At 71.9% G+C, this 13,072-nt stretch carries 13 protein-coding genes; 9 read left to right on the top strand and 4 right to left on the bottom strand.

What is annotated here, in order from left to right:
* Window positions 1-89: 89 nt before the first annotated feature.
* The gene (locus ACFXGX_RS00130) at window positions 90-734 is read right to left on the bottom strand and encodes a helix-turn-helix domain-containing protein (RefSeq protein WP_384782890.1); all 645 of its coding nucleotides are present in this window, start codon (window positions 732-734) and stop codon (window positions 90-92) included.
* Between the two features lie 62 nt (window positions 735-796).
* Here ACFXGX_RS00130 and ACFXGX_RS00125 point away from each other — a divergent pair, with 62 nt between their 5' ends.
* The 5 genes from ACFXGX_RS00125 (at window position 797) to ACFXGX_RS00105 (ending at window position 5,827) form a co-directional block, all read left to right on the top strand.
* Window positions 797-1,816 carry an NAD(P)/FAD-dependent oxidoreductase gene (locus ACFXGX_RS00125; protein WP_384782887.1) on the top strand — a complete coding sequence of 340 codons (1,020 nt, stop codon included), beginning with the start codon at window positions 797-799 and terminating at the stop codon, window positions 1,814-1,816.
* A 233-nt stretch (window positions 1,817-2,049) separates the two neighbouring features.
* Entirely contained in the window at window positions 2,050-3,588 is a 1,539-nt protein-coding gene (locus ACFXGX_RS00120) for an ATP-dependent DNA ligase (RefSeq protein ID WP_384782884.1), read from the top strand.
* The gene (locus tag ACFXGX_RS00115) at window positions 3,585-4,061 is read left to right on the top strand and encodes an NUDIX domain-containing protein (protein ID WP_384782881.1); all 477 of its coding nucleotides are present in this window, start codon (window positions 3,585-3,587) and stop codon (window positions 4,059-4,061) included. The genes ACFXGX_RS00120 and ACFXGX_RS00115 overlap by 4 nt, the downstream gene beginning before the upstream one ends.
* A gap of 109 nt (window positions 4,062-4,170) precedes the next feature.
* Window positions 4,171-5,562 (top strand): NADP-dependent succinic semialdehyde dehydrogenase, encoded by a 1,392-nt coding sequence (locus tag ACFXGX_RS00110; RefSeq protein WP_384782878.1) that lies wholly within the window; start codon window positions 4,171-4,173, stop codon window positions 5,560-5,562.
* 25 nt (window positions 5,563-5,587) lie between these two features.
* Window positions 5,588-5,827 carry a DUF6213 family protein gene (locus ACFXGX_RS00105; RefSeq protein ID WP_037616672.1) on the top strand — a complete coding sequence of 80 codons (240 nt, stop codon included), beginning with the start codon at window positions 5,588-5,590 and terminating at the stop codon, window positions 5,825-5,827.
* A gap of 67 nt (window positions 5,828-5,894) precedes the next feature.
* Here ACFXGX_RS00105 and ACFXGX_RS00100 read toward each other — a convergent pair whose 3' ends face one another.
* Both ACFXGX_RS00100 and ACFXGX_RS00095 read right to left on the bottom strand, forming a co-directional pair.
* Window positions 5,895-6,590: a transcriptional regulator gene (locus tag ACFXGX_RS00100; RefSeq protein WP_384782875.1), complete on the bottom strand. Its 696-nt coding sequence runs from the start codon at window positions 6,588-6,590 to the stop codon at window positions 5,895-5,897.
* A gap of 221 nt (window positions 6,591-6,811) precedes the next feature.
* A complete protein-coding gene (locus ACFXGX_RS00095; RefSeq protein ID WP_339127945.1) occupies window positions 6,812-8,041 on the bottom strand; it encodes an acyl-CoA dehydrogenase family protein in 1,230 nt (409 codons plus the stop codon).
* A gap of 169 nt (window positions 8,042-8,210) precedes the next feature.
* Between ACFXGX_RS00095 and ACFXGX_RS00090 the strand changes: the two genes are divergently transcribed.
* Window positions 8,211-8,855: a TetR family transcriptional regulator gene (locus ACFXGX_RS00090; protein WP_351865738.1), complete on the top strand. Its 645-nt coding sequence runs from the start codon at window positions 8,211-8,213 to the stop codon at window positions 8,853-8,855.
* Between the two features lie 74 nt (window positions 8,856-8,929).
* Here ACFXGX_RS00090 and def read toward each other — a convergent pair whose 3' ends face one another.
* A complete protein-coding gene (gene def, locus ACFXGX_RS00085) occupies window positions 8,930-9,469 on the bottom strand; it encodes a peptide deformylase (RefSeq protein WP_384782870.1) in 540 nt (179 codons plus the stop codon).
* A gap of 153 nt (window positions 9,470-9,622) precedes the next feature.
* Here def and ACFXGX_RS00080 point away from each other — a divergent pair, with 153 nt between their 5' ends.
* The 3 genes from ACFXGX_RS00080 (at window position 9,623) to ACFXGX_RS00070 (ending at window position 12,942) form a co-directional block, all read left to right on the top strand.
* Entirely contained in the window at window positions 9,623-10,861 is a 1,239-nt protein-coding gene (locus ACFXGX_RS00080; RefSeq protein WP_328665558.1) for a MurT ligase domain-containing protein, read from the top strand.
* Between the two features lie 19 nt (window positions 10,862-10,880).
* Window positions 10,881-11,609, top strand: coding sequence for a glutamine amidotransferase (locus tag ACFXGX_RS00075; protein ID WP_355773674.1), 729 nt, complete (start codon window positions 10,881-10,883; stop codon window positions 11,607-11,609).
* Window positions 11,610-11,916: 307 nt separating this feature from the next.
* Window positions 11,917-12,942, top strand: a complete 1,026-nt coding sequence (locus tag ACFXGX_RS00070; RefSeq protein WP_339127949.1) for a 6-phosphofructokinase — start codon at window positions 11,917-11,919, stop codon at window positions 12,940-12,942.
* Window positions 12,943-13,072: the final 130 nt, after the last annotated feature.

The raw sequence follows: 13,072 nt of genomic DNA, 5'->3' as shown, positions 1-13,072 counted from the left end.
GCCCCGCCGCCCCGCCGCCCAGGACACTCGCGCCCCCGCCACCTCGCCGCCCGGGACATCTCCTCCCCCTGCCGCCCCGCCGTCCGCCGTCACTGCCCCTCGGACCGGGCCTTGGGCCGCGCCCGTACGTGCATGCGCTCACCCTGCGGACCGAACAGGCTCAGGAACTCCGCGGGCCCCTCCCCCGTCGAGCCGAACCAGTGCGGCACGCGGGTGTCGAACTCCGCCGCCTCGCCCGCCTCCATCACGACGTCGTGCTCACCGAGGACCACCCGCAGCCTCCCCGAGAGCACGTACAGCCATTCGTAGCCCTCGTGGGTGCGCGGATCGGGCTCCGCCGTCCGCTTCGGTTCGAGCACCTTGTAGGCCTGGAGTCCGCCGGGCTGGCGGGTCAGCGGCCAGTACGTGCGGCCATGGCGCACGAGCGGCTCGGCGCGCACCCGGGGGTCGCCGACCTGCGGGGCGCCGACCAGTTCGTCCAGGGCAACCTGATGGGCCCGCGCGATGGGCAGCAGCAGCTCCAGGCTGGGCTTGCGCAGGCCGGACTCCAGGCGCGAGAGCGTGCTCACCGAGATGCCGGTGGCCTCGGACAGCCCCGCGAGGGTCGCCCCGCGCTCCTTCCTGATCCGGCGCAGCCGCGGACCCACCTCGGCGAGAACCTCGTCCGTCGCCGCGTCGCCGGTCACTCCGCGCCCGCCGCCGTCACTCTCGCCCGCACGGGCCGCGTCACTCATCCCTCTATTGCAGAATCGGCAAAGCCATTTGTCAATCCGGCGGGTTCGGGGCGACCTTCTCCATGGAGGTGGTCACCATGACCGAGGCAACGACCGAGGCAATGACCGGGACAATGGCCGAGGCGACGGCAGGAACATCGTCCGGGGCGTACGAAGTGATCGTCGTGGGCGGCGGCACGGCGGGGCTCTCCGCGGCCCTGGTCCTCGGCCGGGCGCGGCGCCGCACGCTCGTCGTCGACGAGGGCGAGCCGCGCAACGCGCCCGCGGCGCACCTGCAGGGCTATCTGACCCGCGACGGCATGCCGCCCGCCGAGTTCCTCGCCGAGGGGCGACGGGAGGTCGAGGGGTACGGCGTGGAGATCGTCCGGGGCCGGGTGACGGACGTCGTCCGGGACGGCGCCGGGGAGTTCGACGTCACGGTCGGGTCCGGGGACACGATCCACGCGCGCCGGCTGATCGTCACGACGGGCCTGGCGGACGAGATGCCGTCGGTGCCCGGCGTCGCCGAGCGCTTCGGGCGCGACGTGCTGCACTGCCCGTACTGCCACGGCTGGGAGGTCCGCGACCAGGCCTTCGGTGTGCTGGCCACGTCGCCGATGAGCGTGCACCAGGCGCTGATGGTCGGCCAGTGGTCGAAGGACGTCACCCTCTTCCTGCACACGGTGGCCGAGGACGAGCTCTCCGACGAGGACCTGCGCCGGCTCGCCGCGGCGGGGGTCGCCGTGGTGCCGGGCGAGGTCGCGGAGCTGGTGGTCGCGGACGACCGGCTCACCGGCGTGAGGCTCGCGGACGGGACCACGCACGACCGCTCGGTGCTGTTCGTGGCACCGCGCCCGGTACCGCGGACCGGCCTGCTGGAGGGGCTGGGCGCGGAACTGCGGGAGACGCCGTTCGGCAGCTACCCGGTCGTCGACCCGACGGGGCTGACGAGCGTGCCCGGCGTCTGGGCAGCCGGCAACGCCGCCGGTTTCGCGGAGCAGGTGGTGAACGCGGCGAGCGGCGGATACCGCGCGGCGGCCACGCTCAACGGAGAACTCCTCTTCGCCGACCTCGACGCGGCGATCGCGCGCGGACAGGGCTGAGACCCCCGGCTCCGGAGCACACGCGAACCGACACGCGAACCGGCCTCAGACCCGTCGCCCGGCGGCACACCCGGACCGGTCCGAGAGCCCGCCACCCGGCGGCGCACCCGCACAGGGCTGCGAGCCCGCCGCCCGGAGGGGGAAGCGGGGACAGGGCCGAAACACTCCGTCCGGGCGCACACTCCGCGTCCCGTACGGGTGTGAACCGGCCGCTCGCGTTGCACGATGGCTGCATGCTGCTGAGCCGGCTCGCCCATGTGTCCCAGGAGGTCGCCGCCACCTCGGCGCGGTCCCGGAAGACCGCTCTGCTCGCGGAGCTGTTCCGGGACGCCGAGGCGGACGACGCGCCGATCGTGATCCCGTATCTGGCGGGCCGGCTGCCGCAGGGCCGCATCGGCGTCGGCTGGAAGGTGCTGAGCACACCGGTCTCCCCCGCCGCCGAACCCACCCTCACCGTGCGCGAGGTGGACGCCCGGCTCACCGCGCTCGGCGAGGTCTCCGGCACCGGTTCGCAGGCCGAACGGACCAGACTGGTGGGCGAGTTGATGGCGGCGGCCACGGAGGAGGAACAGCGTTTCCTGTTCGGGCTGCTCACCGGCGAGGTCCGTCAGGGCGCGCTGGACGCGCTCGCGGTCGAGGGCCTCGCGGAGGCCACCGGCGCGCCCGCCGAGGACGTACGGCGGGCGGTGATGCTGGCGGGCTCGCTGCGGGCGGTGGCGCGGGCCCTCCTGGCGGACGGTCCGGGGGCCCTGGACGGGTTCCGGCTCACGGTCGGCCGCCCGGTGCTCCCCATGCTGGCGCACTCCGCCTCCTCCGTCCCCGAGGCGGTCGGCAAGCTCGGTGCCTGCGTGGTGGAGGAGAAGCTGGACGGCATCCGGGTGCAGCTCCACCGGGACGGCGAGGACGTCCGCGTCTACACCCGCACCCTCGACGACATCACCGGCCGGCTTCCCGAACTGACCGCCTTCGCCCTGCAGTTGCGGGGCGAGCGGTTCATCCTGGACGGCGAGGTGATCGCGCTGGACGAGCGGGGGCGGCCGCGGTCGTTCCAGGAGACGGCCGCCCGGGTGGGGTCCCGTGTGGACGTGGCGGCGGCCGCGGAGACCGTGCCCGTCTCCCCCGTCTTCTTCGACGCGCTGTCCGTCGACGGGCGGGACCTGCTGGATCTGCCGTTCACCGAGCGGCACGCGGAACTGGCCCGGCTGGTTCCCGAGCCGATGCGGGTGCGGCGGACGCTCGTGCCGGGGCCGGACCACACCGAACGGGCCGAGACGTTTCTCGCCGACACGCTGGCCCGGGGGCACGAGGGCGTCGTGGTGAAGGCCCTCGACGCCCCGTACAGCGCGGGCCGGCGCGGTGCCGCGTGGCTCAAGGTCAAACCCGTACACACCCTCGACCTGGTCGTCCTGGCGGCCGAATGGGGTCACGGGCGGCGCACCGGCAAGCTCTCGAACCTGCACCTGGGGGCCCGTACCGCCGACGGCTCCTTCGTCATGCTCGGCAAGACGTTCAAGGGCATGACCGACGCGATGCTCGCCTGGCAGACCGAACGGTTCCGGGAGCTGGCGCTCTCGGACGACGGCCACGTGGTGACCGTACGGCCCGAGCTCGTCGTCGAGATCGCGTACGACGGACTGCAGCGGTCCACCCGCTACCCGGCCGGTGTCACCCTGCGCTTCGCCCGGGTCGTGCGCTATCGCGAGGACAAACGGGCGGCCGAGGCCGACACCGTGGACACCCTGCTGGCGGCCCACCCGGAGGTGACGCGATGAGCGGAGGGCAGCACGGGAAGAGGAGCGCGGGACTGCTGTTGTTCCGGCACACCGACCACGGCCTGGAGGTATTGGTCGGCCATATGGGCGGCCCGTTCTTCGCGCGGCGGGACGCCGGGGCCTGGACCCTTCCCAAGGGTGAGTACGAGCCCGACGAGACGGCCTGGGACGCCGCCCGTCGCGAGTTCCGGGAGGAGCTCGGGCTGCCTCCGCCCGACGGCGAGGCGGTCGCCCTCGGGGAGGTCACCCAGACGAACGGCAAGGTGGTCACCGCCTGGGCGATCGAGGCGGATCTCGATCCGGAGACCGTGGTCCCCGGCACGTTCACGATGGAGTGGCCCCCGAAGTCGGGGCGGCGCCAGGAGTTCCCCGAGCTCGACCGGGTGGAGTGGATGAGCCCGGAACGGGCCCGGACTCTGCTCGTGACGGCGCAATCCGTGTTTCTCGACCGGCTGGCTGAGCACTCGTACTGAGAGCCGGCGTTCGGCCAGGAGCGTCGGCTCACCTCGGGGCCCGCCCGCGTTGCGCCGTGCCGCACCGCGCGGGAGGGTCGGGGAAAAGCCAGTTCTCAGGAGGTCGGCCATGCCCATCGCGACGGTGAACCCGGCGAACGGCGAGACGCTCAAGACGTACGACGCCCTCGGCGCCGAGGAGATCGAGCGCAGGCTCGCTGCCGCCGAGGCCACGTTCCGTACGTATCGCACCACCCCGTTCGCCGAGCGGGCGCGGCTCATGCACCGCGCGGCCGCCCTCCTGGACGACGACCTGCAGGACATCGGCCGGGTGATGACCACCGAGATGGGCAAGCCGGTCAAGCAGGCCAGGGCGGAGGCCGCCAAGTGCGCCAAGGCGATGCGCTGGTACGCCGACCACGCCGAGGATCTGCTGGCCGACGAGCTCGCGGCCCCCGCCGACGCCGCGGACTCCGGGGCCTCCCGGGTCCTCGCGCGCTACCGTCCGCTCGGCCCCGTGCTCGCCGTGATGCCGTGGAACTTCCCGCTCTGGCAGGTGGTCCGCTTCGCCGCGCCCGCGCTCATGGCGGGCAACGTGGGACTGCTCAAGCACGCCTCGAACGTGCCGCAGACCGCCCTGTACCTGGAGGACCTGTTCCGTCGCGCGGGCTTCCCCGAGGGCTGCTTCCAGACGCTGCTGATCGGCTCGGGGGCGGTCGAGGGCGTCCTGCGCGACCCGCGCGTCAAGGCGGCCACCCTCACCGGCAGCGAACCGGCCGGCCGGGCGGTCGCCTCGGTCGCCGGTGACGAGGTGAAGAAGACGGTGCTGGAGCTGGGCGGCAGCGACCCGTACGTCGTGATGCCGTCCGCCGATGTCGAGCGCGCCGCGACGATCGCCGTGACGGCGCGTGCGCAGAACAACGGACAGTCGTGCATCGCCGCCAAGCGCTTCATCGTGCACGCCGACGTGTTCGACGCCTTCGCGGAGCGGTTCACTGCGGGTATGCGGGCCCTCACGGTCGGCGACCCGCTGGAGGAGGACACCGAGATCGGTCCGCTGTCCACGGAGCAGGGCCGGGCCGACCTGGAGGAGCTCGTCGACGACGCGGTCGAGAACGGCGCGACGGTGCTCTGCGGCGGCGAACGCCCCGACGGTTTCGGCGGCGGCTGGTACTACCTGCCGACCGTGCTCACCGACATCACGCCCGACATGCGCGTCCACCAGGAGGAGACGTTCGGGCCGGTCGCCACGCTGTACCGGGCCGCCGACCTGGACGAGGCGGTGGCCCTCGCCAACGACACCCCGTTCGGGCTGAGCTCGAGCCTGTGGACCCGTGACGCGGCCGAGGTGGAGCGGTTCGTACGTGATTCCGAGGCGGGCGGGGTGTTCGTCAACGGGATGACGGCCTCGCACCCGGCGTTCCCGTTCGGCGGGGAGAAGCGGTCCGGCTACGGGCGTGAACTGTCGGGGCACGGAATCCGCGAGTTCTGCAACATCACCACCGTATGGCACGGAGCGTGAGCGTTCCGCAGCTACGATCCCTCGTGTGAACCGCGAAGTGACCCTCCCTCTGATCGTCGACGACCGCGGCACGTTGCAGGTGGCGGCCGCCGACGTCAGCAAGCTGTTGCGCACGGTGGGCGGCCGGTGGCTGCATCTGGTGGAGGCCGGCCAGGACGGCCTCGACGAGGACACGGTGGCCGCGCTCACGATCGAACTGGCCAAGCTGGCCGACCGGATCGACGTGGCCTGCATCGCGCACAGCAGCGGCCCGAACGGACGCTGAACACCGGCGACGGCGGCGAAGCCGGGCCACGGACGGCGTCCCGGCAAGGGACGCCGTCCCGGCCGCCTCAGGCGACTCGCTGGTCCTGTTCCCACAGGGCGTGCCAGAACTTCGCCTCGTAGGCCTGGAGCAGCCGCCCGTGGCGCAGGACGTCGTCCAGGGAGATCCGTTCGGCGTCGAGACCGGCCTGCACGGCGTCCAGGGCCTTGCTCTCCAGCTCGGGCGCCGGTTCGGCGAAGAAGTCGAAGAAACCGCAGACCTCGTCGTCGAAGCCGTAGTGACGGCGCAGGGCCTCGGCGATGGTCTCGCAGTAGCCGCCCCACGCGGCGAAGCTGGCGCCGAGCGCGAGGACCACGTCGGTCGGCTCCCCGTTCAGGGCGAGCCAGGCGACGTACGCGGGATAGGCCTGGCAGTCGGCCAGCGGTTCGTACTCCGCCGCCCGCGCCTCGTCGGCTCCCACCGCGGCGGCGAACGCGCCGAGCCGGTCCCCGGCCACCGTCTCGCCCTCGGCGAGCATCCCGAAGAAGGCGGCGCTCGCCGGGTCGGCCGCCGACGTCCGCGTACCGGCCGCCGAGCGTTCGGCCAGATGAACGAACGCGCGGTGATCGGCCGCGACCACATGGCGCTGCTCCAGGGCCAGCGCGGCGAGCGTGTCGAGCTGGGCGGCACCCCGGGCGATCAGCGGGAGCAGCCGGTTGGCATGGGGGTCGGGGGCGAGTTTCCCGGTGACGCCCTCCAGCAGTTCCCTGGCCGTCCGCGTCATCGCGCGCTCCTTCGGTCCGGCTGACTCCGAGCCCCCGCGACCAGAGTGCACGGTCAGCCCCGGTTCATGGCGCTGCGACGCGACGTGCCAGGTCCGGTGGGGTGACGGCCGCTGTGCGAGCAGCGGCGGCCGCGCCCGCCGTCGAAAACCCCGCGGACGCCCGGGACGCCGGTGATCACCGGCGTCCCGTCATCGGAACGGCCCCGGGCCGTGCGGTGGTGTCAGCGGATCGGCATCCCGGACAGGGTGCGGGCGATCACGAGGCGCTGGATCTCGCTGGTGCCTTCGAAGATCGTGTAGATGGCCGCGTCGCGGTGCATCCGCTCCACCGGGTATTCACGCGTGTAGCCGTTGCCGCCCAGGATCTGGATCGCCTGACCCGTGACCTTCTTGGCCGTCTCGCTGGCGAACAGCTTCGACATCGAGCCCTCGGCCGCGGTGAACTGCTTGCCGTTGACCGCCATCCAGGACGCCCGCCAGACGAGGAGCCGCGCCGCGTCGATGGAGGTGCGCATGTCGGCGAGCTGGAACGCGACGCCCTGGTTGTCGATGATCGGACGGCCGAACTGCTCGCGCGTCTTCGCGTAGTCGAGGGCCACCTCGTACGCGGCCCGCGCGGTGCCCACCGCCATGGCGCCGACGGCCGGGCGGGAGGCCTCGAAGGTGGCCATCGCGGCGTTCTTCACCCGCTCGCCGCCGCCCGCCCTGGCGCGCTCGCGGGCACGGGCGAGGCGCTCGTCGAGCTTCTCCTTGCCGCCGAGCAGGCAGGATCCGGGGATCCGGACGTTCTCCAGGACGACCTCGGCGGTGTGCGAGGCGCGGATGCCGTGCTTCTTGAACTTCTGGCCCTGGGACAGGCCGGGCGTGTTCGGCGGCACGATGAAGGAGGCGTGGCCCTTGGAGCCGAGTTCCGCGTCGACGACCGCGACGACGACGTGGACGTTGGCGATACCGCCGTTGGTCGCCCAGGTCTTCGTGCCGTTCAGGACCCACTCGTCCTTGGCCTCGTCGTAGACGGCGCGCGTGCGCATCGAGGCGACGTCGGACCCGGCGTCGGGCTCGGAGGAGCAGAAGGCGGCGACCTTGACATCGTTGGCGTCGCCGTACATCTGAGGGATCCAGGTGCCGATCTGCTCCTCGGTGCCGTTGGCGAGGACGCCCACGGCGGCGAGGCCGGTGCCGACGATGGACAGCGCGATGCCCGCGTCGCCCCAGAACAGCTCCTCCATCGCCATGGGTATGCCGAGCCCGGTGGCGTCGAAGTACTGCTGGGCGTAGAAGTCCAGGGAATAGATGCCGACCTTCGCGGCTTCCTGGATGACCGGCCAGGGAGTCTCTTCGCGCTCGTCCCATTCGGCGGCCGCGGGGCGGATCACATCGGCGGCGAAGCCGTGCAGCCAGTCCCGGACCTCCTTCTGTTCGTCGTTGAGCTCCATGGTGAACTCGGCCATGTCCCCTCCAGCGCTGCACTAAACTGTTACTTGCGGTAACTGGAGTGTGTTACTGGCTAGTAGGAAAAGTCAACTCCCGAGCCCGGCTCGGCATCCCGTTCGATACCCATACGACGATCAGTGTTAGTTTGCGCAGGCGTCACCGAATCACCACGGGTGGGGAGAGCACATGGACACCACACAGCGGACCGATCAGCAGAGGTCCGCCGACCGCCGCCGGCGCGAGCTGCTGGAAGCCGCCGACAGAGTGGTGCTCCGCGACGGCCCCGGGGCCTCCATGAACGCCATCGCGGCCGAGGCCGGCATCACGAAGCCCATCCTGTACCGCCACTTCGGCGACAAGGGCGGCCTCTACGCCGCTCTCGCCAAGCGGCACACGGACGCGCTCCTCGAAGCGCTGCGGGCGGCACTGGACGCCCCGGCCGAACGGCGTGAGCGCGTGGAGGCGACGCTCGACACCTACTTGGCCGCCATCGAGGCGCGACCGCAGGTCTACCGCTTCCTGATGCATCCGGCGGAGGGCGGGCAGCCCGGCGACGCCGGCTTCGACGTGGGCAGAAACTCCGCGCCGGTGCTGCGCCGCATGGGCGAGGAACTGGCCGAGGTCATCGAGGAGCGGGTGGACCTCGGACCGGGCAGCCAGCAACTGGCACGGGTGTGGGGCCACGGCATCGTCGGCATGATGCACGCGGCCGGGGACTGGTGGCTCGGCGAACGGCCGTGCACACGTGCCGAGTTGGTGCGCAGCCTGGCCGACCTGCTGTGGGGCCGTCTCGCGGCGGCCGGCGACCGGGTCGGCGGCCCGGGCTTCTGACCGGGGCTCACCCCGACATCCCGTCAGGAGAGGGGGCACCGACCGCCGGAGGCGGCCGGCGGCCCGGCCGGCCCTCAGCCGCTCCAGGAGGCCCGCGCCACCTTGCGCAGCAGGCGCCGACGGCGCCACCCGGTGACCCGGTCCGCGTACACCCCGCCTTCGAGGTGGTCGCACTCGTGCTGGAGACAGCGGGCGAACCAGCCGGTGCCGTGCACGGTGACCGGCTCGCCGGTGACCGTACGGCCCTCGACGACCGCGTGGTCGTACCGCTCGGTCCCGGCCTCCAGACCCGGCAGCGAGAGACAGCCCTCCGGTCCGCGCAGGACCACCCCGTCCGCCTCGACGAGACGAGGGTTCACCACATGACCGACATGGCGGACATCGTCGTCGTCCGGGCAGTCGTACACGAACACCCGCAGACCGACGCCGATCTGGTTCGCGGCGAGACCGACTCCCTCGGCGGCGTACATCGTCGCGAACATGTCCTCGACGAGCTCCGCGAGTTGAGGGCCGAAATCCGTGACGTCCTCGCAGGCTGTACGCAGGACGGGGTCACCTAGCAGGATGAGGGGCCGGACGCGCCCGCGCGTGCCGGGGATCGAACCGTGTCGCATGGCGGCAAGGGTACGGTCCTGGTAGGCGCGCGCATGTCGCGCCGGCGCCGAGGTGGTGCCGCGATTCGGGCCCGTGAGCGGATCTCGATAGGCTGACCCCCACATGTGCCGGGGGCAGGGGCGCGGCGCGTACGCAAGGAGGATCGAGAAACGATGTCAGGCAACTCGGACCCGCTGTCGCCGCGGGCCAAGCTGGCCGTGACGGCGGGCAAGGCGGCGGCAGCCGTCTCGCGAGCCGCCGGACGCGGCAGCGGATCGGTGATCGGCGGCCGGGTGGCGCTCAAGCTCGACCCCGACCTGCTGGCGAGGCTCGCCACGCACCTGGACGTGATCCTGGTGTCGGCGACCAACGGCAAGACCACGACGACCCGGCTGATCGCGGAGGCGCTGCGCGCCGCGGGTCCGGTCGTGTCCAACGCGCTCGGCGCCAACATGCCCGCGGGCATCACCTCGGCGCTGGCCGGCGGCTCGGACGCCAAGTTCGCGGTCATCGAGGTCGACGAGAAGTACCTCGCCGGTGTCGCCCGTGACACCGACCCGAAGTGCATCGCGCTGCTGAACCTCTCGCGCGACCAGCTCGACCGTGCCGCCGAGACCCGGATGATGGCCGAGCACTGGCGCGAGGGGCTGGCCGGTTCCAAGGCCGTCGTCGTCGCCAACGCGGACGACCCGCTGGTCGTCTGGGCCGCGTCCTCCTCGCCGAACGTCATGTGGGTGGCGGCCGGCCAGATGTGGAAGGAGGACGCCTGGTCCTGCCCGTCGTGCGGCGGTGTGATGCAGCGCCCCGGCGACGACTGGTTCTGCGGCGACTGCGGCTTCCGCCGTCCGACGCCGACCTGGGCCCTGTCCGGTGACCACGTTCTCGACCCGCACGGTTCCGCGTGGCCGATCCACCTCCAGCTCCCCGGCCGCGCCAACAAGGCGAACGCCGCCTCGTCGGCCGCCGTGGCCGCCGTCTTCGGGGTTCCGCCGCAGGTCGCCCTGGAGCGCATGTACCAGGTGCAGGCGGTGGCCGGACGCTATGACGTGGTCCAGTTCATGGAGCGCGATCTGCGTCTGCTGCTCGCCAAGAACCCCGCGGGCTGGCTGGAGACCTTCTCCCTGATCGACCCGCCGCCGACCCCGGTCATCCTGTCGGTGAACGCGCGCGGCGCCGACGGCACCGACACCTCCTGGCTGTGGGACGTCGACTACACCCGCCTGACCGGACACCCGATCTTCGTCCTCGGCGACCGCAAGCTCGACCTCGCCGTCCGCCTCGAAGTCGCCAACCAGCAGTTCCAGGTCTGCGACACCCTCGACCAGGCGGTGCAGATGGCACCGCCCGGACGGATCGAGGTCATCGCGAACTACACCGCATTCCAGGACTTGAGGCGTCGTGTCGGCAACTGAGCCACGGAGGACGAAGAGAATGACTGACAACAGCCTGCGCCTGGTGTGGATCTACCCGGACCTGCTGAGCACCTACGGCGACCAGGGCAACGCCCTCGTCGTGGAGCGCCGGGCGCGTCAGCGTGGCCTCGACGTGGCCCGTGTCGACGTGCGCAGCGACCAGCCGGTCCCGACCTCCGGTGACATCTACCTCATCGGCGGCGGCGAGGACAGGCCGCAGCGGCTGGCCGCGGAGCGGCTGCGCCGCGACGGCGGTCTGGAGCGCGCGGTCGGCAACGGCGCGATCGTGTTCTCCGTCTGCGCCGGCTACCAGATCCTCGGGCACGAGTTCATCAACGACCTCGGCCAGCGCGAGCCGGGCCTCGGTCTGCTCGACGTGGTCTCGGTGCGCGGTGAGGGCGAGCGGTGCGTCGGCGACGTCCTCGCGGACATCGACCCGCGGCTCGGTCTGCCCCAGCTCACCGGCTTCGAGAACCACCAGGGCGTCACCCACCTCGGACCCACCGCCCGCCCGTTCGCGAACGTGCGGCTCGGCAAGGGCAACGGCACGGGTGACGGCACCGAGGGCGCGTACAACGACACCGTGTTCGGTACGTACATGCACGGGCCCGTCCTCGCCCGCAACCCGCAGATCGCGGACCTGCTGCTGAAGCTGGCCCTCGACGTCAACGCGCTGCCGCCGACCGACGACCGCTGGTACGAGGCGCTGCGCTCCGAGCGCATCGCGTCCGCCCAGCAGCCCGCGTAGGGCCGGCCCGCCCCTGCGGGTCAGAGGAACCGTTTCTCAAGGAGGAACGGTTCCTCTTCGCGTTTACCGGGAAGAACCGTTTCCGACGTCTCGGGAAACGCGAAGAAGAATCGTTTCTGCTTGGCGTGAGGGAGCCGTCGGGCCCCGCCCGGAGCCCGTCTGAAACGGCATCCGCACAGGTGAGCGGGTGCGTCCAGCAGGCGGACGCACAGTACGGCGCGGCCCCCTCCCGCCGGTAGGCTGGCGCCGATCCTCGCCGGACAACGTGGTCCGGTCCCCGGACCACGTTGAGAAGGTATTTCGGGCTATGCGCATTGGTGTCCTCACGTCCGGCGGCGACTGCCCCGGCCTGAACGCCGTCATCCGGTCGGTCGTACACCGTGCCGTCGTCGACCACGGCGACGAGGTCATCGGCTTCCGGGACGGCTGGAAGGGTCTTCTGGAGTGCGACTACCTCAAGCTCGACCTCGACGCGGTGAGCGGCATCCTCGCTCGCGGCGGCACCATGCTCGGCTCCTCCCGGGTCCAGCCCGCGCATCTGCGTGACGGCGTGGAGCGGGCCAAGGGCCACGTCGCGGACCTCGGGCTCGACGCGATCATCCCGATCGGCGGCGAGGGCACGCTGAAGGCGGCCCGTCTGCTGTCGGACGGCGGCCTGCCGATCGTCGGCGTGCCGAAGACCATCGACAACGACATCGCGGTCACGGACGTCACCTTCGGTTTCGACACGGCCGTCGGTGTCGCGACCGAGGCCCTCGACCGCCTCAAGACCACCGCCGAGTCCCACCAGCGCGTCCTGATCGTGGAGGTCATGGGCCGCCACACCGGCTGGATCGCGCTGCACTCCGGCATGGCCGCGGGCGCCCACGCCATCGTCGTACCGGAGCGCCCCTTCGACATCGAGGAGCTGGCCGCGCGGGTCGGCGAGCGGTTCGAGGCGGGCAAGCGGTTCGCCATCGTGGTCGCCGCCGAGGGCGCGAAGCCCCGCGAGGGCTCGATGCGCTACGACGAGGGCGGCAAGGACATCTACGGGCACGAGCGCTTCGCGGGCATCGCCCGGCAGCTCTCCATCGAGCTGGAGGAGCGGCTCGGCAAGGAGGCCCGGCCGGTCATCCTCGGGCACGTGCAGCGCGGCGGAACCCCGACCGCGTACGACCGCGTGCTCGCGACCCGGTTCGGCTGGCACGCCGTGGAGGCCGTGCACCGGGGCGAGTTCGGGATGATGACCGCGCTGCGCGGCACCGACATCGTGATGGTGTCGCTCGCGGAGGCCGTCGAGACCCTCAAGACGGTTCCGGACGAGCGCTACGCCGAGGCGGAGTGCGTGCTCTGAGCCGTACGCCGTCGGAACCGCCCCCCCCCCGCGCGCATGGGGCGGGGGGGGGGTCTTAATATGGTGGGACAAAAAACCAACAAACAAACACACATTGAATAAATCGAGGGGGGGGGTTTCCAGAAAAAAG

Source organism: Streptomyces sp. NPDC059371 (genome assembly GCF_042751995.1).
Lineage (GTDB): Bacteria > Actinomycetota > Actinomycetes > Streptomycetales > Streptomycetaceae > Streptomyces.
This window is presented reverse-complemented; position numbering and strand designations above follow the sequence as displayed.